The organism is Paenarthrobacter sp. NyZ202, from assembly GCF_049860755.1.
Taxonomy (GTDB): domain Bacteria; phylum Actinomycetota; class Actinomycetes; order Actinomycetales; family Micrococcaceae; genus Arthrobacter.
On the sequence record NZ_CP187556.1, the window covers coordinates 1,505,643 to 1,529,259 of the forward strand.

At 65.6% G+C, this 23,617-nt stretch carries 9 protein-coding genes; all 9 read left to right on the forward strand.

Annotated features, from left to right (window positions below):
- The first annotated feature begins 112 nt into the window (after positions 1 to 112).
- Positions 113 to 6,232, forward strand: a complete 6,120-nt coding sequence (locus ACPFL9_RS07060; RefSeq protein ID WP_426006650.1) for an Ig-like domain-containing protein — start codon at positions 113 to 115, stop codon at positions 6,230 to 6,232.
- Between the two features lie 157 nt (positions 6,233 to 6,389).
- Positions 6,390 to 12,608 (forward strand): Ig-like domain-containing protein, encoded by a 6,219-nt coding sequence (locus ACPFL9_RS07065; RefSeq protein ID WP_426006651.1) that lies wholly within the window; start codon positions 6,390 to 6,392, stop codon positions 12,606 to 12,608.
- Between the two features lie 86 nt (positions 12,609 to 12,694).
- On the forward strand, positions 12,695 to 13,666 hold the full coding sequence (locus ACPFL9_RS07070; protein ID WP_426006652.1) for an AAA family ATPase: 972 nt from the start codon (positions 12,695 to 12,697) through the stop codon (positions 13,664 to 13,666).
- A 51-nt stretch (positions 13,667 to 13,717) separates the two neighbouring features.
- Complete coding sequence (locus ACPFL9_RS07075; RefSeq protein ID WP_426006653.1) at positions 13,718 to 15,133, forward strand: DUF58 domain-containing protein; 1,416 nt, start codon at positions 13,718 to 13,720, stop codon at positions 15,131 to 15,133.
- Positions 15,130 to 17,619: a transglutaminase domain-containing protein gene (locus tag ACPFL9_RS07080; RefSeq protein ID WP_426006654.1), complete on the forward strand. Its 2,490-nt coding sequence runs from the start codon at positions 15,130 to 15,132 to the stop codon at positions 17,617 to 17,619. Before ACPFL9_RS07075 ends, ACPFL9_RS07080 begins: the two co-directional genes overlap by 4 nt.
- Positions 17,609 to 19,117 (forward strand): RDD family protein, encoded by a 1,509-nt coding sequence (locus tag ACPFL9_RS07085; RefSeq protein WP_426006655.1) that lies wholly within the window; start codon positions 17,609 to 17,611, stop codon positions 19,115 to 19,117. The genes ACPFL9_RS07080 and ACPFL9_RS07085 overlap by 11 nt, the downstream gene beginning before the upstream one ends.
- Positions 19,114 to 20,037 carry a PP2C family protein-serine/threonine phosphatase gene (locus ACPFL9_RS07090; protein WP_426006657.1) on the forward strand — a complete coding sequence of 308 codons (924 nt, stop codon included), beginning with the start codon at positions 19,114 to 19,116 and terminating at the stop codon, positions 20,035 to 20,037. The genes ACPFL9_RS07085 and ACPFL9_RS07090 overlap by 4 nt, the downstream gene beginning before the upstream one ends.
- Positions 20,024 to 21,841, forward strand: a complete 1,818-nt coding sequence (locus tag ACPFL9_RS07095; protein WP_426006658.1) for a hypothetical protein — start codon at positions 20,024 to 20,026, stop codon at positions 21,839 to 21,841. The genes ACPFL9_RS07090 and ACPFL9_RS07095 overlap by 14 nt, the downstream gene beginning before the upstream one ends.
- Positions 21,838 to 23,601: a protein kinase domain-containing protein gene (locus ACPFL9_RS07100; RefSeq protein ID WP_426006659.1), complete on the forward strand. Its 1,764-nt coding sequence runs from the start codon at positions 21,838 to 21,840 to the stop codon at positions 23,599 to 23,601. The genes ACPFL9_RS07095 and ACPFL9_RS07100 overlap by 4 nt, the downstream gene beginning before the upstream one ends.
- The last annotated feature ends 16 nt before the right edge of the window (positions 23,602 to 23,617 follow it).

A 23,617-nucleotide genomic window follows, 5' to 3' on the forward strand; every position in this document is an offset into this window, starting at 1 on the left:
GATGCACGTCACATCTTCGCCAATCGATGGATTAACCCGGTAGGCTTGGTGCTTGTTCGCGTCAAGCCAGCCGCGCGATCCTGTCGGCTGCCGATTTGCATGGGGGATGTGGATGGCTCCGACCATGAGGCCTGCCCAACGGGGGCCCAGGAAACGCCGCACCAAGGCCCTGGCGGTCACGGCTTTCACCGCTGCTGCCGCAGTGCTTGTCACCGGTGCCATCCTGTACCCGGGATTCAAGACCACAGAAGTGGACCTGAACGACGGCGGCGTGTGGGTGGTCAGCAAGTCCAAGAATGCTGCGGGCCGCCTCAACTACCCCTCAAAGTCGCTGGATGGTGCGGTAACGCCTGCCAGTACTGACTTCGACATCCTCCAGCAGGCCGGCGACGTCTTCATCGACGACTCCAGCGGTGCCACCCTCAACCCGGTGAGTGCTGCCAACATGCGCCTCGGGAGCGACCAGAAACTGCCCGGAGCCGCAGAAGTCAGCTTCGGACACAAAGTCCTTGCCGTCACGGACCCGTCCAAAGGCAAAGTCTGGGCTGTCTCACCCACCTCCATCGGTGGTTTCAGCGACGAGTCGGAGCCCCTGTTCGAGCAGTCCCCGGGCATCAAGTCCGTGGTGGGCGTGGACGATGCCATCCACACCCTTGATCCCAGGACCGGAAAGCTCACGGTCACCAAAGTTGATGCCGACGGAAAGCCGGTGGAGTCGCAGGTCCGTACTGACGAGGCACTCAAAGCCGACGGCGACGTCCAGCTCGCCGCTGTCGGCGACAAAGCCGTGCTGCTGAACACGGCAACGGGAACCATCGTCCTTCCCGGCGGCGGCAAGGTCCAGCTGGACAATGCCCGCGAAGCCAAACTGCCGCAGAGCGGTCCTGCGGCGGACGCAGTAGCCATTGCCACCCCGGAAGCCCTGCTCCTGCAGCCACTGGATGGCGGAACGGCGAAAGTGGTGAAAGCAGACGGCCGCGGTGTTCCCGCGGCGCCCGTCCGGCTTGGCCAGTGCACGTACTCGGCGTGGTCCGGCGCCAACAAGTACCTCCGGGAATGCAGTAACGACGCCGACAGCCGCCGCGCGGACGTGCCCAAGGCGAGCGCCTCGCCGTCGTACGTTTTCCGCGTGAACCGCGACCTCGTGGTCCTCAACGACATCAACTCCGGCAACGTGTGGATGGTCAACCAGAACATGCAGCTGGTCAACAACTGGGACGACGTCATTCCGCCCCAGCAGACCTCCGACGACGCCGACCAGGACTCGGCCGACGAAGTCCAGCAAACAGTCCTGCCGGACCGGACCAAACCGAACACGCCCCCTGCGGCGAAGCCGGATGCCTTCGGGATCCGGGCAGGCAAGACCACCATCCTTCCGGTGCTGGACAATGACGCCGATGCCGACGGCGACGTCCTGACGGTGTCCACGGGCGACCGGCTCAGGTCCGGGGCGCTCTCGCAGGTGTATGGGGGTACCGGTTTTCAGATCGCCGTGGCACCGGACACCACCGGCTCAGAGACATTCAAGTACACCGTGGATGATGGCCGGGGCGGAACAGCTGCCGCGGACGTCGATCTCCGGATTGTGCCCCCGGGAGAGAACAGCGCACCTCAGCAGAAACCCAACCGCAATAACACCCTGGTGGTCCAAACCGGCAAAACAGCAAGCCAGTACGTCCTGACGGACTGGCTTGACCCCGACGGTGACGACATCTTTGCCGTTTCGGCTACCAGCAGCGATCCCGCTGACCAGGTCCGGGTGCGGCCTGACGGTTTGCTCTCATTCCAGGACTCCGGAGCGGGACCTGGGCGCAAAACCTTGACGGTCAGTGTTTCGGATGGCACTTTGACCACCGAAGGCCGCATCACCGTGGACGTGCGCGCTCACGGTGCGTTGCCGCCCGTGGCCAACGCCGACCACGTGGTGGCCGTTGCCGGCCAGGACACGGTGATCGCGCCCCTCAAGAACGATTCCGATCCGCAGGGCGGTACGCTGCGCCTGGCCCAGGCGCAGCCGGACGGCCAGTCGACGGCAGTGGTGGGCCCGGACCAGCAGACGTTCACTTTCACCTCGTCCACGCTGGGCGCCCACTATGTCACCTATATGGTGACCAACGGGCCGGCGAGCGCACAGCAGTTGGTGAGGGTGGATGTCGTTTCGGGCAACAGCGACGGCGCACCGGTGGCCGTGCGGGACGTCGCCCTCCTGCCCAGCGGCGGAAGCGTGGTAGTGGATGTCCTGGGCAATGATTCCGATCCTGCCGGTGGCGTCCTGGTGGTCCAGTCGGTAACAGCTGCCGATGGCTTGCCGGTGAGTGTGGCTGTCCTCAACCACTCCGTGGTGAAGATTACGGACATCCGTGCCCAGGAGCAGTTGTCGCTGAAGTACACGATCTCCAACGGCAAGGCCTCTGCCACGGGCGACATCTCCGTGCAGGTGGTGCCGGCGCCCACCAAGCTCCAGGCGCCGCAGGCAAAACCCGACGAAGTGACGGTACGGGCCGGTGATGTGGTGACCATCCCGGTGGTGGAGAACGACACCGACCCCAACGGCGGTGAGCTGACCCTGGATCCTGTCCTGGCCCAGCTGCCGGATGAGGCCGACGGCCGGATGTTTGTGGCCGGCAACACCCTTCGCTTCATCGCCGGCGGGGAAGCGAAGACCGTCTACGCAATCTACAAGGTCAGCAACGCGTCCGGGCAAACGGACTCGCAACAGGTCACCATCCGGATCCGGGCACGCGATGACGCCACCAACACCCGGCCGGAGCCCAGGAACCTGACGGCGCGGGCAGTGGCCGGCATGACCGTCAAAATTCCGGTTCCGACCGATGGCATCGATGCCGACGGCGACTCGGTCCAGGTCATCGGTATAGACAAGGCGCCCGGACTCGGCACAGCTGTTCTCCGCGACGGCTATCTGGAATACACTGCCGGCGGAAAATCGTTCGGCACGGACACCTTTGGATATCGCGTCAGGGACCGGATTGGTGCCGAAAACACGGGAACGGTGATCGTTGGCATCGCTCCGGCCGAAGCCGACAACCAGAAGCCCATCGCAGTGGACGATGCCATTGACGTCCGTCCCGGACGCCGGGTTGCCGTTGATGCCTTGAAGAACGACTCCGATCCTGACGGTGATCCCATCGGATTGGTGGATTCGTTTGAAGCCAACCCTGAGCTGCAGGTGGAAGCCGTCACCGGAAGGGTGTTGCTGACCGCGCCGGGCGTTGCCGGAACCGACAGTGTCAGTTACCGGATCCAGGACGACAAAAAGGCCGAAGCCAGCGCGGTCATCAGGGTCCAGACCAGCCCCACCGCGCCGCTGCACGCACCTGTCGCAGTGGACGACCGCGTCACCCTCGCCGAGACGTTGGGAAAGACGGCCGTTGATGTTCCGGTACTGAAGAACGATTCCGATCCCGATGGCATTGCCGAGGACCTGAAAATCACCCTGCCGGACGGCAACCCGAATGCGCGGGTGGGAACGTCGGGCAACGTTGTGGTGACGCTGGCGCCCCAGGACCAGTTGATTCCCTACACCGTCACCGACATCGACGGTCAGTCGGCCACCGCGCTCATGTGGATTCCCGGGCAGGGCCTTCAGTACCCCACTCTTTCCACGAATGAAGTGGTGGAGGTCACTGCCAGCCAGCAAGTGACCCTGGCGTTGCAGGACTATGTAAGGGTCAGGGACGGCCGGGCACCGCGGATCACCGTGGCGGACAAAATCAAGGTCCAGGGCGGCGACCCGCAGGACGTCATTGCCGGCGACGGAACGGCGCTCCGCTACGCGGCCCAGGAAGATTACACGGGCCCTGGTTCCGTCACGTTCGAGGTCACGGATGGATCCGGACCCGACGACCCTGAGGGCCTCACGTCCACGCTGACCATCATGACGCGGGTGCTGCCCAATCCGGATGCCAACCACCCGCCCACCTTCAGTGGGGCTGCCATCGATGCTCCCAAGGGCGAGTCAACGGAACTGGAGCTGGCCAACCTGGCCACTGACGTTGACGAGCAAGACCAAGGAAAGCTGAAGTTCGAGCTTGACGGGCAGTTGCCCGGCGGGATCGAAGCAAGGATCGAGGGTACCGTCCTGCGGGTCACGCCCGGAAATTCAGTCAACCCGGGAGCCCGGGGGATCATCCCCCTCAGGGTTACCGACGGCCGGTCCGACGCCGTCAAGGCTGCGGTCACCGTCAGCGTTGTCTCATCCAACAGGCCCAAGCCGGCCGCCAATGACGACGCTGTGGACAAGGCCAACGCCGGCGCGGCGGAAACCGTCAACGTCCTGGCCAACGATTTCAACCCCTTCAGTGATGCTCCGCTGAAGATCGAGTCAGCCGTGGTGGAGACGGGGTCGGCCTCCGGCCAGCCTTCCGTTTCCGGTGATTCCGTCACTGTGACCCCTGCCGAGGGGTTCAAGGGTGTCCTCGTGGTGCGGTACACCATTAAGGACAAGACCGATGATCCCGGCCGGCAGGCCGTAGGGCGGATCCGGATCACCGTCCGGGACAAGCCGGACGCCCCATCGGCACCTGTGGCCACGGACGTCCGAAGCCGCACGGCCGTCCTCAAATGGGCGCCGCCGTCGGACAACGGCGCGCCCATCACCGAGTACACGGTCAGGTCCTCAGGCTTCCAGCAGGAGTGCCCCACCACCACGTGTACGTTGACGGGCCTGACCAACAACGTCAAATACGTCTTCACCGTCGTCGCCACCAACGAGGTCGGGGACTCCCAACCGTCGGTGGCTTCGAACGAGATCCGTCCGGATGAAAAGCCGTCGCCGCCTGACGCGCCGGCGGTCAAGGCCGGTGACAAGGACCTCGCCGTCACGTGGAGCCCGGCCAAGACCGAGGGCTCGCCGGTGAAGCACTACAACCTGGAAATATCCCCGCCTCCGGCCAACGGAGTTGCGGTAAAAAATGATGTGACGGGCCTGACCTACACCTGGACCGGACTGACCAACGGCGTGAAGTACAAAGTGCGTGCGCAGGCCGTCAACGAGCTCGGTCCATCGGACTGGAGTGTCTACTCCGCCGAAGACCACCCTGCCGGTTTGCCGGGTGCACCCGCGGCGCCGACGACCGCCGTCGTATCCTCTGTCGGAACGCAGAACCAGCTCCGGGCGACGTGGGCGGAACCGAACATCAACGGTGACCCGATCAAGAACTACTTCGTCACCATGACCGGCGGCGGCGGAGCGGCCCAGACGCAGACCGTGTCCGGGGATGTTCGTTCGGCGACGTTCAGGGCCGACAACTCCGAGTCGGGCTACACGTTCACGGTCCAGGCGGAGAACAAGGCAGGAAAGGGCGCGGTCAGCGCGCCGTCGGCGCCCCGCCGTGCCACCGGCGAGCTTCGTGCCGTCACCGGGGTCAGTGCAACTCCTGCCAACACCGGCGGCGCCGGGGGACAGGTCACCATCAACTTCAACGTGCTCAACGCTGACCAACGGAACGGTTCAAGCGCCAGCGAGGTCAGTTACACGTACAGGGCCAGCACGGGCCAGAGCGGACCGATCCAGCCGGGCCAGACCGTGGGCGGCTTCGCCAACGGTCAAGCCAGTACCATCACCGTGACGGCCAATTCGTCCGTGGCGCCCAGCTCTCCGCCGAGCGGCGGGGCTTCCGTTACCCCCTACGGGGCGCCGGGAACGCCGTCGGCGTCCGGCCAAAACGGCGGTCTGAACAACCAGTCCGTCACCTTGAGCTGGTCTTCACCGTCTGCGGCCACCAACGACGTCAAGACCACTAAGATCAGCATCAATGGCGGGGCCTGGGAGACCGTGGCAGCGTCGGGCAGCCGCACCGTCAACACCGGCGGGTGGGAGCAGACCAGCCACATCAACGTGCAGACCTTCAATTCCCTGGGAACTGGCGGTCCGATCGCTTCAGCCAGTGCCACGTCCGGCAGGCAGGGAGTGTGGGAGGGCGTCCTGAACACCGGTGTGGTCCAGAGGTCGTGTACCTACACGCAGGGCGGAAAGAACTACCAGCCCAAGCCGGACTTCACGTGTGACGGAAAGGGCGGCGACCAACCCCCGTGGGAGTACCCCGGCCAAAAAATGGTGGTCAAGTGTTACATCGTCCAGCAGGACGTGGACAATCTCACCTTCACGTGGTGGCGCATCGAGGACGGTTCCTACCGCAACGTAGGCCGCTACATCATCGCAGGTCACACCACAATGGGTGAGCCCAGCGCAGTGGGAGCGCCGCCGTGCTGACCCTGGTGCCGGTCCAAGGCCGGGCAGTTGTCCCCATCGCGCGGCGCGTCCGTGATCCCTTAGGCTGTCAAAGCCAATGGAGAGCCCGCTCCCGGGTTCCCTTGGCGGGCCGCGTGGCGCGTGGGATAGTCTTATGGACTGAAAATTCCGCCGCCGTATGGGGGTACTGCGGAATGACCGGCCGCCGACAGCCGTCGGCGGATCCAGGAGCTGTTGGGGAGCAGCTGTGCGAAAAGGGAATTTTGGGGCTGTGAGATCTTTCTTCGGCAAGCTGGGGCTGAAAAAGCGTCGACATCAAAAGGCCGTATCGGCCGTTGCTGTGACCGTGGCCGGTGGCGTACTCGTCGCCGGCGCCATCCTGTACCCGGGATTCAAGACCACCGAAGTGGATTTGAACGACGGCGGCGTGTGGGTGGTCAGCAAGACCAAGAACGCCGTGGGCCGGTTGAATTACCCGTCGCGGGTCCTGGACGGCGCGGTGACGCCCGCCAGCACCACCTTCGATGTCCTGCAGCATGATGGCAACGTTTTCGTGGATGACGAAACGGGTTCCACCATTAACCAGGTTTCGGCCGCCAACCTGAAACTGGGCGGCGACAAACAGCTGCCGTCGTCGTCGCAAGTGAGCTATGGCACCACAGTCCTGTCCGTCACTGACCCCGCCCGTGGCAAGGTCTGGGCGCTGTCGCCGTCAACGGTCAACGGCTTTGACGAGGAAGGGACCGAACCCGTCCTGACCGGTTCGCAGGGTGTGGTGTCCGCCGTCGGGCACGACAACCGCATCTATACCGCGGACCCCGGCAAAGGTGAGATCACGGTGACGACTGTCGATGCCACGGGGGAGCGCACGGCGTCCGAAGTCACCAAGGTTGACGAACTCAAGGGAGCGGGAGACCTCCAGATCTCCGTGGTCGGGGACAAGCCGGTGGTACTCGATGCCGGTGCCGGAAACCTCTTCCTCCCCGGAGGCCGTCGGCTCCAGCTCCAGGATGCCCGTGAGGCCAAGCTCCAGCAGAGCAGCGAAGACAGCGGCTTCGTGGCCATCGCCACCCGCAAGTCCCTTCTCAAACAGCCGCTGGACGGTTCCACTGCCGCTACGGTGGACGCCGAGGGGGAAGGTATCCCCGCGGCTCCTGTCCAGGTCAGCAAGTGCGTGCACTCGGCGTGGGCCGGTGCCAACAAGTACGTCCGCGACTGCGACAACGACGCCGACGACAAAAAGAACGATGTCCCGAAGGCCAGTGCGTCGCCCAGCTATGTTTTCCGCGTGAACCGCGATCTCGTGGTCCTCAATGACGTCAACTCCGGCAGCGTGTGGATGGTTAACCAGAACATGCAGCTGGTCAACAACTGGGACGACGTCGTCCCGCCGAAAAACCAATCGGACGACCAGGACCAGGAATCAGCGGACAACAACACCATCAACGTCCTGCCGGACCGTACCAAGCCCAACCGGGCGCCGGAAACCAAACCCGATGAATACGGCGTGAGGCCGGGCCGGACCACCATCCTGAGCGTCCTGGACAACGATTCCGACCCCGACGGCGACGTCCTCACCGCTGCGGCCGGTGCCAACGGACCCAAAGCCGGTGCCCTGGAGAACATCTACGGCGGGTCGGCCTTCCAGATCAGGGTTCCCGCTGACGCCAAGCCGGGCACAGAATCCTTCGACTACAACGCTGCCGACGGCCGTGGGCTTTCCGCGGGTGGACGGGTCACACTGAACGTGGTGGCTCCCGAGGACAACAAGCCACCGTTCTTCAAGCGGGCCGAGCCCACCACCATGCTGGTGGAACAGGGCAAGTCCGTCAGCCAGAACATCCTGACCGACTGGATGGACCCGGACGGCGACGACCTCGTCCTGCTCGATGCCAAAGCCGACAATGAGCAGGACCAGGTCAAGGTACGCCGCGACGGCATGCTGACCTACCAGGATTCCGGTGCAGCTGCCGGCAAGAAGAACGTCACCGTCACCGTCTGGGACGGCCGGGCGACCACCACGGGACGGGTGGTGGTGAACGTGCAGCCACCGGGAGCGCTCGCTCCCGTGGTCAACGCGGACCACGTCACCGCAGTGGTGGGACAGGACCTGGTGATTTCGCCCTTGAAGAACGACGTCGACCCCAACGGCGGCGCACTTCGCGTGGCACACGTGGAGGCGGCCGGCCAAGCCGAATTGGGTCCCGTGACCGACGGCGGGACGTTCACCTTCCGCAGCAACACTCCCGGTCCGGTGTACCTCACCTATATCGCCAGCAACGGCCCACAGAGCAGCCAGGGCCTGATCCGCGTGGACGTTGAATCCGGCAAGGACGCCGGCGCCCCGGTGGCCGTCCATGACGTGGCCCTGTTGCCCGTTGGAGGAAGCGTCCTGGTGGATCCCCTGGCCAACGACTCCGACCCCTCCGGTGGGGTCCTCGTCCTCCAGAACGTGACGGTCCCGCCGGGCTCCAGCGCGTCGGTGAGCGTCATCGACCACAGTGTCCTGCGCGTCACTGATGTCCTGGGCGCCACGGAGCCGTTCACCTTCAGCTACACCATGTCCAATGGCCGCGGTTCGGCCACCGGAACGGTGGGCGTGGTCCCGGTGCCGGCGCCCGCCGTCGTGGAAGCTCCCCAGCCGAAACCGGACGAAGTCAACGTCCGCGTGAACGACGTCGTCACCATTCCTGTCCTGGACAACGACACCCATCCGCAGGGCGAGGAACTGTCCGTTGACCCGGAGCTGGCCCAAACCATTGCCGATGAGGACGGCACCGCGTTCATCTCTGAGAACACGCTGCGCTTCATCGCAGGACCGACGCCCAAGACCGTCAGGGCCATCTACAACGCCGTGGACCCGCAGGGCCAGAAGAGCGCCGCCGCGGTCACCATCCACATCCTTCCGCTGGAAGGTGCTCAGAACTCGCGTCCGCAACCGCAGAACCTGACGGCACGGGTCGTTGCAGGCGGCAGCGTCCGCATCCCGGTCCCGTTGGATGGCATCGATCCCGACGGCGACTCGGTGCAACTCACCGGCATCGACAGCACGCCCACCATGGGAACCGCGACGGCGGGAAGCAACTTCATCGACTTCGTTGCCGCCGGTGACGGCGCCGGAACCGATACGTTCCGATACAAGGTGATCGACCGCCAAGGTGCGGTCAACACCGGTACCGTGACGGTCGGCGTCGCGCCCCGCGGCGATGACAACCAGAAGCCGGCGCCGGTGGATGACGAAGTGAAAGTGCGCCCTGGACGCCAGATCGCCGTGGACGCCACGGCGAACGACTCCGACCCGGACGGCGACCTCATCCGGATCCTCAGCGACAGCATCGAGGCTGACGCCGGGCTGGACGCCCACGTCAGCAAGACCAGCGGCCGGATCCTGGTCACCGCACCGGCCACCGAAGGCACGGTCAACGTGCGGTATGCCGTGGCCGATGACCGGGACGCCGTGGGCCAGGCCACCATCCGGGTGATCGTGGACAACGACATCCCGCTCCAGGCCCCGATAGCCCGCGACGACCGCGTGACGTCAGCCCAGACCCTGGGCAAGACGGCAGTGGACGTACCGGTCCTCAAGAACGACGAGGACCCGGACGGTGTGGGGGAGAACCTTAGGATCAGCACCGGCCTGGAGACAGCCCGGCCCGGAACCGACGGCAACGTCGTGGTGGATCTGACGGAGCAGCCGCAACTGGTGCCGTACACCGTGGAAGACGTGGATGGCCAGAAGTCCACGGCCATCATCTGGGTGCCGGGCCTGGGACAGCAGGTTCCTACCCTGGCCAAGGACGACGTCGTGGAACTCGTGTCCGGCCAGTCCGTTACCGTGGACCTGCGTGAGTGGGTCAAGGTCCGTGATGGCCGCTCGCCCCGGCTGACGCAGGCAGACCGGATCAAGCTCATCGGCGCCGACGGCAGCGATCCAATCGCCAACGGGGGAACGGCCGTGAAGTACACAGCCGGCGCGGAATACGTCGGTCCCGGCTCGATCAGCTTCGAAGTAACAGATGGAACGGGGCCGGACGATCCCAACGGGCTGAAGTCCACTTTGAGCATCCGTACCAAGGTGCTTCCGGACCCCAACAAGAACAATCCTCCGACACTGCTGGGCAGCGAAGTTGAAGTTCCCAAAGGGGACTCTGCCAGCCTGGATCTGGAAAAGCTCACGTCCGACCCCGACGCCGACGACGTGCGGAACATGAAGTACGAGCTCGTTGGCGCCCCCTCCGGCGGCTTCCGGGTCAGCATCGACGGCAAGACCCTCAAGGTCTCTGTCGACGACTCGGTACAGATCGGGCAGGGCAGCACCGTCCAGGTGAAGGCCAAGGATCCCCGGGGCCTGGAAGCAGTCGGCAACTACAAGCTTTCCCTGTCAGCCTCCACCCGCCCCAAGCCCGTGGCCAACGACGACGTGGAACCGGAAGCCCAATCCGGCAAGCCCGTCACGATCAATGTGCTGGCCAATGACTCCAACCCGTTCCCTGACACGCCCTTGAAGATCGTGGCTGCGCAGACCGAGACGGGAAGCGGCAACACGGAAGTGAACGGCGACTCGATCACCGTCACTCCCGCCCCTGGCTTCACCGGCACGTTGGTGACCTCCTACACCGTGGCCGACAAGACGGGGGAGAAGTCGCGGTATGCAACGGCCCGCGTCCGGCTCACTGTCAAGGACAAGCCCGTGGCGCCCACCACGCCATTGGCACAGAGTGTGGGCGACCAAACGGCGCTGCTTACCTGGACTGCTCCTGCCGACAGGGGCTCGCCGATCATCAAGTACACGGTGTACGGGGAGGGCGGTTTCAAGCAGGACTGCCCGGCCAACACGTGCACCTTGACGGGCTTGACGAACAACGTGAAGTACCACTTTGCGGTGACAGCGACCAACGCGATCGGGGAGTCTGACCGCTCGCCGGCCTCCGCCGAGGTCCGCCCCGACGTTAAGCCGGATACTCCCGTTGCGCCGACGTTGAAGTTCGGCGACAAACAGCTGTCCGTCGCGTGGGTGCCTCCGGCCAGCAAGGGCTCGCCCATCAAGTCCTACGATCTGGAAATCTCACCGGCCCCGGCCGGGCAGAACCCGCAGATCCAGAACCTCACCGGTGCGAGCTACACGTGGAGCGGCCTGACCAACGGCGTGGCCTACAAGGTGCGGGTGCTGGCACGGAACGATGCCAAGGATCCCTCCGAGTGGAGCCCGTACTCGGCCGCCGAAACGCCGGCCGGTGTTCCAGCGACGCCGGCCGCGCCCTCCGTCTCGGGGGCAGGCTCCGTGGGTACCCAAAGCCAGCTGAAGGTCAGCTGGGTGGCGCCCAACAACAACGGTGACCCCATATCCGCCTACACGCTGACCACCTACCGGGGCGGCGCCGTCGTGGGTTCCCAAACGGTGGGTGCTACCTCACAGAACGTCACCGTGGACAATGCCGAGGCCAATTACACCTTTACGGTCTCCGCGAAGAACAAGGCCGGGGTCAGCGGGGTGAGCCAGCAATCGGCACCCATCCGCGCTGCGGGCAAGCCGGGAATGGTTGACGCCCCGACAGCGTCCCTCGTGGAAACGAACGCCGACGGCGGGAAGATCCGGGTGGCGTTCAATCCGCTCACTGCTGCCGGGCGCAATGGAGCCACGGCTGCCGAGATCAGTTACAGGTACCGCCTGACCTCCGGGGCAGGAACCGGCGCCATCCCGGCCGGAGGCGGCGTTGTTCCCGCCCCGAACGGCACCGATACCGGTGTTGTCGTGTGGGCGGTCTCCTCGCAAAACGCCACTCCCGGCGATGCGAGTCCCTCATCGAACGTGGTGAACCCCTACGGGCTGGCTTTCGCTCCCACGGTCAGCGGCAGCAAGAGCAGCGGAACAGGCGACAAGACCGTGTCCTGGACCTGGAACCAGCCCAACGGCAACGGCCGTCCCGTGACGGGGTATCAGTACAGCCTGGACGGCGGCGGCTGGGTCGGCACGAACGAGCGAAGCTTCTCCAAGAGCGTTGGCTACAGCGAAACCCACACCCTGCGTGTCCGTGCGATCAGTGGGGGACAGGAAGGCCGGATCGGCAGTGACACCTCGCGCAGCGGGGCCGAACCACCGCCGCCACAGCCCACGTCCTGGACCGTCACCGCCACGCCGGTACGAAGCTGCACGGAGCCCCGCAAGGGCACTGACAGCTTCCGGGCAGGCAACCCGTCGTCCTGTGTTGGCGAAGGCAAGTGGCTCAATGCCGGGGCTTCGGGGGAGTCGGACCGCTACCAGGTCTGGTACAAGACCTCCAACAACCCGTCCGGTATCTGGTACCACCTGACCAGCGGCATGGCGGCAGGTAACTGGATCCGTTGCGATACCACCAACATCGGCTGCAACCCGCCGAACGGCATGCCGAACCGCTAGCACTGCAACACTTCCCGAACGAAAAACCGGGGCCGGACCAACCGGCCCCGGGCACAGCTTGACCACAAGAAAAGGACCCTGACGCCATGACCATGACAAACGAGCAAGCCGCCTGGTTTGCAGAGACGTTCGAGAAGCTCGTTGCCAACGTCGGCCAGGCGGTCCTTGGCAAGGAACATGTCATCCGCCTGACGTTCACCGCCATGCTGGCCGAGGGCCACGTACTGTTCGAGGACGCACCCGGAACCGGCAAGACGTCATTGGCCCGGGCGCTGGCGGCCACGGTCCAGGGTTCGCACAACCGCATCCAGTTCACGCCGGACCTCCTGCCCTCGGACGTGACCGGTGTGACCATCTATGACCAGAAGACGCAGAAGTTCGAATTCCACAAAGGCCCGGTCTTCAGCAACATCGTGCTCGCGGACGAAATCAACCGTGCCTCGCCCAAGACCCAGTCCGCGCTGCTGGAAGTCATGGAAGAATCCCGGGTCACGGTGGACGGCACCACTTACGACGCCGGACGCCCCTTCATGGTCCTGGCAACCCAGAACCCGATCGAGCAGGCCGGTACCTACCGTCTTCCGGAAGCCCAGCTGGACCGCTTCCTGATCAAGACGTCCATCGGCTACCCGGACCATTCCTCCACGGTGCGCCTGCTGGGCGGCAGCAACCTGAAGGACCGGTCCCGCGAACTGTCTGCAATCATCACCACCCAGGCCGTGGCAGACATGGCGGACCTCGCAGCCACCACGCATGTGGACACCGCTGTGCTGGAATACATCTCCCGGTTGTGTGAAGAAACCCGCAACGCCCCCGAGACCCGGCTGGGCGTGTCCGTCCGTGGCGCCCTCGCCATGGTCCGGGCGGCCAAGGTATGGGCGGCGGGACAGGGCCGCAACTTCGTCCTGCCCGATGATGTGAAGGAACTGGCCCCCGTGGTGTGGACGCACCGCCTGGTGATGGATCCCGAGGCCGAGTTCTCGGGCGCGACTCCCGAGGTGGTATTGGGCCGTGTGTTGGCTGAAGTTGCCGCCCCGCAGCAACGCGCCAGCGCATAGCGCCCAGCGCAGTCATCCATTCCCGTACCCGGTTCGAACAAAGGTCCCAACATGTCCTCCAGCACACCCCTGAGCAGGGCTGCTGAGTCGCTCAAGCGCACTGCGTCGGCGCTTGGCGGCAAGATCCGATACTTGCGCGGTTCCGGCCCGGACGCCGCAGGGACTGCAGGCTCCGGCCGCCGGCGCCCCGGAACGGCGAACACGCCAGGCAAACTGCATCCCTCCGCCGTGTGGGCCGAAGCCCTGGGCACTGCCGGCGAGTTTGCCGCACCGGCGTGGTTCAAGGTCCGTAGCCTGTGGCTCCGGTTCGTCTGGCCTGTTGTTTCCGTGGTCAGTGTGCTGGGCTGGGTGGTGCTGGCAACGGCGGTCGGATTATGGGTTGCCGGTCAGGCCTGGGGTTGGCAGGAAGCCAAATCGGCCGCCATGGTCGCTTTCCTGCTGTTCCTCCTGGCGGTCATCTTCATTGTCGGGCGCTCGGCCTACGGCGTGGTCCTGGACCTGGCCCGTACCCGCGTGGCCGTAGGGGATGACGCCGTGGGCAGCATCGCCGTGTCCAACGTCTCCGCCAGGCCTCTGCTGCCGGCGTCGCTGGAGCTTCCCGTGGGCGCGGCAACGGCCGTCTTCCACCTGCCGCGCATGAAGCCTGCCCAGATCCACGAGGACCTTTTCACCATCCCCACGGCCCGGCGTGCGGTGATCGTGGTGGGTCCTGTCCGTTCGGTCCGTGCCGATCCGCTGCACCTGCTCCGCCGCCGCGTCCTCTGGACGGAGCCGGTGGACCTGTTCGTGCACCCGCGGACCGCCGCCCTGGGTGGTTCGGCTGCGGGTTTCATCCGCGATCTTGAAGGCATGCCCACCACGGAGCTTTCCAGTGCTGACGTATCCTTCCACGCCCTCCGCGATTACGTTCCCGGGGACGACCGCCGCCACATCCACTGGAAGACAACGGCCCGCACCAACAAACTCATGGTCCGGCAGTTCGAGGAAACCCGGCGTGCCCACCTTGCCATCTCTCTTTCGATCAACACGGACGAATACGATTCCGAATCCGGGTTCGAGCTTGCCATCTCGGTGGCTGCTTCCATTGGACGGCAGGCCATCCGGGAACAACGCGAACTCGACGTCATGACGCAGAAAGGTCCGCTTCGCTGCGAAACGGGCCGCAACCTGCTGGACGATATGACCAGGATCGTCGGGGCCCCGATGCGGAAGACCGCCGTCGACCTCGCCCGGACGCTTGCCGATACCGTTCCCAACGCCTCCGTCGTGTTCTTCGTGGTCGGCAGCCTGGTGACTGCGACCCAGCTGCGCTCGGCAGCGGCGTCCGTTCCGCCGGGGGTGCGCAGCCTTGCCGTCCGCGTCCAACCCGGCGCCCCGCCGTCGAGGGCCAACATCGCGGACCTGACCGTTCTCACGGTAGGGGACCTCGACGACCTCGCCATTGTTTTGAGAAAGGCGGCAGCATGAGCACCGCGCCTTCTGTCCGCCCCCGCAGGTCAGGCGGTCATCCCGACGGCGGCAAACGCGCCGGAGGTGCCCGTGCGGCCAGGCGCACCCCGGCTGGTTCGATCTTCGCCGACGGCCGTCCGCTGTGGCATTTTGCCGCAGACTGCGGTGCCCTGGTGGTCCTGTTGTTCCTCGGAGTCCTGGGTTTCAGCCTGAGCTTCGGGGGAGACCCTTACTACCTTCTGGCCGGAGTAGGCGGCATTGTGCTGGGATTGGGGATCGCCGTCCTCAACGCACATTTGCGCCTCGGCCTGCTCATCACCGTGGCCTTGGCCTTCGGCGCCTACATGCTGTTCGGCTCTGCCCTGGCCGTGCCGGACACCGCCGTCCTGGGCTTCCTGCCAAGCCTGGACTCGCTGCGGACCTTGCTGCTGGGGATCGTGTTCGCGTGGAAGGACATGCTGACCGTAGGTGTCCCCGTGGGCACGGCGAACGGCATGCTCATTGTGCCGTTCCTGAGCTCCCTGCTGATGTCGCTGGCGGCGGGCTTGCTGACATGGCGCCTGAAGAGCCCGTACTGGCCACTCCTGCCCGTGTTGGTGCTGTTCGTCACCGGAATCGCCTTCAGCACCAGCGCCGGCTTCCTCACCGTTGAGCGCGGCGTGTCCCTGGCTGTCGTGTCGATTGTGTGGGCGACTTTCCGCCGCGATGCCCTGCGCCAAACGAGCACCAGGACGGTGTCGGCCAACCGGCCGGACTCCGACGCCGGAGCGGCCCGCCGCGGGAAATTGCGGCGCCTCGGAACGGCAGCCGGCGTTATCGCGGTCGCCGTGGGCGTCACAGCGATCGCTTCGCCGTTGGTCACCGCAAGCGACGACCGGAAGGTGCTGCGCAACACGATCGTCCCGCCGTTCGATCCGCGGGACTACATCACGCCGCTGGCGAGCTTCCGGAACTTCGTCAAGGATGAAAAAGACACCACGCTTTTCACGGTCAAGGGTCTGCCCAAGGACGCCCGGGTGCGCCTGGCTGCCCTGGATGCTTTCAACGGCCTGAACTACACCATGGACCCCAACAGCTCCGGCAACTTCAGCAAAGTCGGTGATGCCCGTTCGCTGAACACATTGGCGGATGCCGGAAGTCCGGTGGCCGGCACCAACTACACCCTGCAAATCAGCGTGGAGGACTATCAGGGCTACTTTGTGCCCGGCGGCCGCCACACCACGGGCATGAGCTTCCAGCAGGGTTCGGGTGCGGCTTCGGGTCTGTACTTCAATGCAGGAACTGACACCGCGGTCACCACCCAGGGCCTGTCCAAGGGGGACACCTACACGGTCCAGGTTTCGGATCCCGGCACGCTGGAGCACGGACAGTTGACGCAGTACGACTTTGCCAAGCTCACCCTGCCTGATGCCCAGGAAGTCCCGCCGATCGTAGCTTCGCAGGCCAACGAACTCTCCGCGGATGCGCCGACGGCCATTGACCGCGTCCGGCAGATCGAAGCCCATTTCCAGAAGAGCGGTGCTTTCAGCAACGGCCTGGTGGCTGAAGGACAGTTGCCCAGCCTGCCCGGACACAGCGCCGCCCGCGTAAGGAACCTGCTCTCTGCCAAGCAGATGCTGGGCGACGACGAGCAATACGCAGTGGCCATGTCCTTGATGCTGCGGCACCTCGGTATTCCGTCGAGGGTGGTGATGGGGTTCTACCCCGATCCAAAGAGCCCGGAAAACGGTGCCGGCGACATCAAGATCACGGGCAAGGACGTCCACGCCTGGGTCGAGGTGGCCTTCGACCGCGTCGGTTGGGTGGCCTTCGATCCCACCCCGCCCAAGGACAACGTTCCCATTCCTCCGGATCCTGACACCAAGTCCAAGCCCAAACCCCAGGTGCTCCAGCCGCCGCCCCCGCCGCAGGAGCCGGCGGACCTCCCGCCGGATTCCACCCCGGATGCCTTGGACGCCGACGAAAAGAAGGACAACCCCTGGCTGTTCTGGGGTCCGCTGCTGGCCGCCATCGGTGTGGCGCTGATTCCGCTGGGAATTCTCGCGTTGCCGCTGCTGCTGATCCTCCTGCTGAAAGCACGACGCCGGAAGGCGCGTTTCCGTGACGGTCACCCCGCCCAGCGGGTTGGCGGTGGTTGGAACGAGGTTGTCAGCCTGGCGACGGACATGGGAGCCTCGATCGACCCCAAGTCCACACGCCGCGAGTCGGCCACCGTCCTTGCTGACGCTTTCCCCCAGGCAGGAAACACCACCACCCTCCTGGCCCACCGGGCCGATGCCGCAGTCTTCGGTGCCGGCCAGCCCAGCGAGGAGGAGGTCAGGGAGTATTGGAAGATCGTGGATACCTCGCTGGGTGACATCACGGGAAGCGTGGGGTTCTGGAAGCGGCAGCAGGCGCGCTTCTCGCCACGGTCCCTCCTGTCCGATGGTCGGGCCGCATTGAGCCGTCGGGAATACCGCCGCCAAGCCGGCATGAACAAGAAAGACACCAAGGATGAGCAGTGAGGCCGAAGTTTGCCCGGCCTGCAGGCACCAGGTTCCGTCCGGGGCCACATTCTGCACGCATTGCGGGTCGCCGCTGACTAACCGCGGGGCCCGCAAGGAGCGGAACGTCAACCATGCCCGGAGAGCAGCCCGGCCTTTCCCTGACGGGCAGGGCATCCCCGATCCCGGTAGTATCTCGGTAGTGTCGTCGCCGCTCACGGTGATGCCGTCGGGTGCCGGCCACCCAACGGGCACTCCGGCACGCAGTACAGCAACAGGCGCGCATCAGGGGCCAGGGGGAGGGACCATGACCACAAAGCTCGAACTGGTGCCGGCATCTGCCGGCAAACGGCTGGGCGCGGCAGTGCTGGACTGGGTGGGACCTGTTGCCGTGTTGGCTGCCACCTTTGCCATCGGGATTGCGGGCATCACCCAAACCCGCAGGAACGGGTTCATCGTCTACGACACCGGACTCCTGGTGCTGCTGGGCAGCATCGGACTGGCGGTCACCCTGGTTTACATGTTCGTCCTGCTTGCCATGGAAGGACGATCCGGCAACACCATCGGCAACCAGCTGATGGGCATCCGCAGCTCCGACGCCGATGGATATGCACCCGGCGCCGGAGCCGTGTTCGTCCGGAGCCTTATCATTGGTGGCGTCCTGTTGCTGGGGGTCGTGGCCGGGAGCATTTTGTTGGCTGTCGGGCTGCTGGGCCTGGTGCTCTGGATCGCTTTGCCCCTGATGGTGCTGGGTGTGGTGTGGGCTGTCCTGGTGGTGGTTTCCAGCGCGTGGGACAGTAACGGGAAGCTCCGTGGCTGGCATGACAAAGCCGCAAAGACGTTGGTTTTCGATGTCCAAGCCGGCAGGAACCCTGTAGCGACAGGCGGCATCCAGGGACCCTGCAGTTTTGCTCCCGTCGATCTTCCGCCGGTCAAGCCCGTGGTGTCGCCGGTGCCTTCAGCCTCGGAGTCCCCGGCGATCCTCAATGCCCAGCCTGCCCCGGCACAGCACCTACCTTCGCCGGCGCAGCCCTCCCACGACCCCAACCAGTGGCATCCACCGGCAGCACCCCGCCACACTGCGCCGGCACCTGCAACCTTCCAGCCGGCCGCACCTGCGCCGGTGACGGTGCATCCGGACGACGATGTGGAGCGCACCCAGTTGCGCCCGGGAACCGCACGTGTCCAGGCTGTGCTGCGGGTCCGTATCGACGACGGGCAGGACGTCCAGCTGGCGGGGAGCGTGCTCCTCGGACGCAATCCTGCTCCGCAGCCCGGGGAGAGCGTTGAACAACTGCTGCCCGTACCGGATCCGGGCCGCTCCATCTCGAAAACGCATTTGTATCTCCGTGTCGACGGAGACGGCATCTGGGTGACAGACCGCAACTCCACCAACGGAACAGCCGTTGCCACGCCCGATGGTATCCAGACCAGGTTGACTCCGGGCGAGCCGGTATTCGTTCGCCCCGGCTCGACGGTTCACTTCGGAGACCGATCCTTCCACCTAGGACAAGCATGAACTCACAGCCGGCAAGCCCCGCCGACGCCGATGCCGCCGCCGGCGGTACCTCTTTCAGGCTGAGTTACGGTTACGGCACAGACCGCGGCCTGCGGCGCGAGCTGAACGAGGACTCCTTCATCGCCTCGGACCCCGTGTTTGCCGTTGCCGACGGCATGGGCGGGCATGAGGCCGGGGAGATCGCCAGCGGGATCTGTGTCCGTTCGCTGGGGAGCGCGCCGGAACTGGCTGCCGGACTGCGGTCCGCTTCCGCAGCAGACCTGCAGGCGTGCTTGCTGAAGGCGGACTCCGCCATCCGCGGTGCAACCGGCGGGAGGGCGGGAACCACGCTGTCCGGCGTCGTGGTGGTGGAACAGATGGGCGTGCCGTACTGGCTGGTCATGAACATTGGCGATTCGCGGACCTACCGGCTCAGCCAAGGGGAGTTCGCGCAGGTCAGCGTCGACCATTCGGAGGTGCAGGAACTCGTGGATGCAGGCGACATCACGATCGACCAGGCCGCCATCCACCCGCGCCGCCATGTGGTCACCCGGGCTTTGGGCACGGGTGACGAAACCGAGGCCGACTTTTGGTTGCTGCCCATCCAGGAGGGCGACCGCGTGATGGTTTGCTCCGATGGCCTTAATGGGGAACTCACCGATGAGCACTTGTTCCGCATCCTGAGCACGGTCGCCCACCCACAGGACGCGGTGGATGCCCTGATCCAGGCGGCCCTCCGCAGCGGCGGGCGGGACAACGTCACGGTGATTGTGGTGGACGCGAAAAACGTGCTTAACGACGCCGGAATCGCCACCACCGCGCCGCGGCCGGAGAGCGAAACGGACGTTGAAGAGGACACGCTTCCCAGGGCATGGGTGAACGGCGCAGCTGCCGGCGGCAACCAGGAAGGCGGGGAAGAAGGCGTTGATGGCAAGCAGTAACAACGTCCCGGCCATGCGGTATGCGGCCGGTGACTGGTTCGGTGTCATCCGCCGGGGCACAGTAGTAGTGCTGGGCCCGGATACATCGCCAACGCTGCTGGACGCGGTATGGGACCTGCTGTCTTCAGCCCCCGAAGCCCATGAGGTCCTTCATGAGGTCACCAGTGCCTTCGGCGTGTCCCTCAGCAGGATTCCTCCCTTCGGCATCATCGACGCCAAGGACGGGCTCCGGGTGTTCCTCCGCGGTGACCTGGACCTGGCCGTGCAGAACCCTGCGGGGGACCAGGAACTGTCCGGCCGGGACGTCACTACGTGGACCGAACGGCGCTTGCCGGGCCCGGATTCCTACAGCCTGCGCATCGGACCAGCAACTACGGACGATGCCCCGACAGGTGGCGGCTTGCCCTTGCACGAAGGAGTCGTGCGGCTCGCTTCCCTGGACGTTGTCCTCACGCAGCAGGAGGAGGAGACCCAGACACCGGTACCCCCCGTCGTCGCCGCTGCTCCGGCACAGCCCCACCAGCCCGCTCCGGAAACCCGGGCGGCCTCGGACGAGACGATGATCGGTTACACCGATGCCGATGCCGATGCCGCAGTTCATGACCATGCTGCAGGGCACGCCGACGCCGACCTGGGTCTGACCATCGTTCCCGGTCCGGTGGAACCCGTTGATGCCGTGCCGGAAAGCAGCGCCGGGCAACCCGACCCCGAACCCAAGGGATCAGCCGGCGATGCTTCGGTGCAGGATGCCGAGTCAGCTGCCACCAGCACCACCGATCCGATCGTGCCGTCGCTGGAGACCACCACCAACTACGACCACTTGTGGGACAAGACGGTCATGCGGAACATCGAGGACGCGGCAGTCAGGATCGATGCCGATGCCGACGACCACGACGTCCCCGTTCCGGGGTTGCCGGAACCGTCTGCTGCCTCGCCCGCGCAAGAACCGCCCGGACAGGAGCCGCCCACACAGGGACCGGCCGGGCAGGAACCGGCAGCCCGGGAACGGGAAGCCCAGGATCCGGACGCCCAGGCAGCGGCAGCCCCGCCGTCGGGCAATGCGCACGCCGCAGCGTCAGGCCCACCGCCGGACGCAACCGCAGCGTCCAGTGTGGCCGCGCCGGCACTGATCGACTCCGTGCCGTGGCTGCGCAGCAGCAATGCCGCCAGCGTCCCTGCGCCTGAAGCGCCGGTTGTACCGCCACAAGTGCCTCCGCGGGACGCCTACCAGCCGCCCGCCGTCGACGATTTCGACCACGACGGCCAAACGGTCATGAAGAGCAGCATCACGGCGGATGCCCCCGCCCCTGCAGGACAAGACCCAGCGACCGCCCTCCCGGGCAACGGGCCCAGCGTCCTGGCACGGGTGTGTTCCCAAGGGCATGCCAATCCGCCCACGTATCCGCAGTGCGCCGCGTGTGGCCTCGGGCTGTCCGGCGATGCAGTCCAGGTTCCACGGCCGCGGCTGGGACGCATGCGCTTGTCCACGGGCGAGCTGATCGACCTTGACCAGTCGCTCATCATTGGCCGCCAGCCATCGGTCTCCAGGGTCCAAGGCGGAACCATGCCCAGGCTGGTCCAGGTCGAGAGCCCGGGCGGAGACATTTCCCGCTCCCACGTCGAGGTCAGGCTGGAGGGCTGGCACGTCATGCTGTGCGACCTGAAAGCAACCAACGGGACCGTCCTGATCAGGGAAGGTCAGGCCCCGCGCCGGCTCGCCCAGAACGAGATGGCCATCCTGCTGGACGGCGACATCGCTGAACTGGGTGACGACATTTCATTGCGTTTCGAGGAGATTCTTTGAGTTCCAAGAGGCCCCCCGCGCCGCCTCCCGCCATTCCCGGATTCACCTACGTCAGCTTGCTGGGATCCGGTGGTTTTTCCGACGTCTTCCTGTACGAACAGGACAGGCCGCGCCGGAAAGTAGCCGTCAAGGTGCTGCTCTCGGACCTGAAGACCGAGGGCGCACGGCGCCGCTTCGAATCCGAAGCGAACCTCATGGCGCAGTTGTCGTCCCACCCCTACATCGTGACGATTTTCGAAGCGGAGATCACTGAAGACGGCCACTCCTACCTGGCCATGGAGTATTGCTCCCGGCCGAGCCTAGACGTCAGGTACCGGCGCCAGCGGTTCAGTGTGGATGAGGTCCTGGCCGTCGGCATCCAGGTGGCTTCCGCCGTCGAAACTGCCCACCGCGCGGGCATCGTGCACCGCGATATCAAGCCCGCCAACATCCTGGTGACGGACTACAACCGGCCTGCCCTTACGGACTTCGGCATCTCCGGCACCATCGGGGCCGACACTGAGGACGACGCCGGCATGTCCATCCCGTGGTCACCCCCGGAACAGTTCCGCGGGGGACCGGTGGACGGAGTCCCCGTGGATATCTGGGCTCTCGGCGCAACGCTGTACACACTGCTGGCCGGGCGTTCGCCCTTTGTCCTGCCGGGCCAGGACAACTCCCAGCGCGAACTCATCGCCAGGATCACCAACTCACCCCTGCCGCGGCTGGGCCGGGCCGACGTCCCCGAATCACTGGAACTCGTCTTGGCCACGGCCATGGCCAAGTCGCCGGGGTCCCGGTACTCCTCGGCGCACGCCTTCGCCCTGGCACTGCAGCGGATCCAGACGGAACTGAACCTTTCCGTCACACCGTTCGAAGTACTGCAGGAACCGGGCCACGGGGATGACCAGCATCCGGACGACAACGTCGAGGAAACGCGCGTCCGCAGCATTGCCTCAATCGACCCCGACGCCGCCGGAACGGCAACCACCGGGTCTGCGCCCACTTTCCCGGCCAGGACTTTCCCGTCCACGCTTCCGGGTCAGGCGCGGCCGGGTGCGTCGCCCCTTACCGGGCCGGCCCCCCGCACCGGGCAGGCGCCCCGCACCGGGCCGGCGCCCCAGCTTCCTCCCGCGGCCTTCCGACCGGAGACAGCCCCCTCGATACCCCGGTTCGAGACCGGAAACTTCGGGGCAACCGGCCCGGCCGACCAGGAACCGGCGGAGTCAACAGTGCTGCGTGGCTGGCAACCCTCGGGCAAACACCATGACGTGGACGCCACGGTTGCCCGATCGGCGGTACAGGCCCCGGCAGACGCCGGCGGTGAACCCGCCGTGGCCGACCACAGCAAACGCAACCTGTGGCTTGCCGTGACCGGTGCCGCGGTCCTGGCCGTCGCGATCGTCGTCGGGGTGGTCCTCGGCGGCAATGCCCAGCCCAAGGCTGCTCCCAGCGAGACGGCCAGCAAACCGCCGGCCGACGCCATCGGTGATGGCGGGGTTCCCGACGTCGAGGCTTTGGTCGGAACACGTGACCCTGACAAGCCGGACTTCGCTGATTTCCAGTGGAAGAATCCGCAGCCCAAGGAGGGGGACACCTATAAGTGGCGCTACCGGACCGTCCTTCTCACAGAAAGTGAGTACAGCAGTTCGGAAACTGAACCCCGTGCCCGGGCCTGGTTTGGCACCGAGAAGGAGCTTTGCATCCAGGTGATCATTGTCCGCGCTGACGGTACTGCCTCGCCCGGGGGCGAGGGTTCCATCGCCTGCGTGGAGGACTGACGGCCCAATGAAGCAC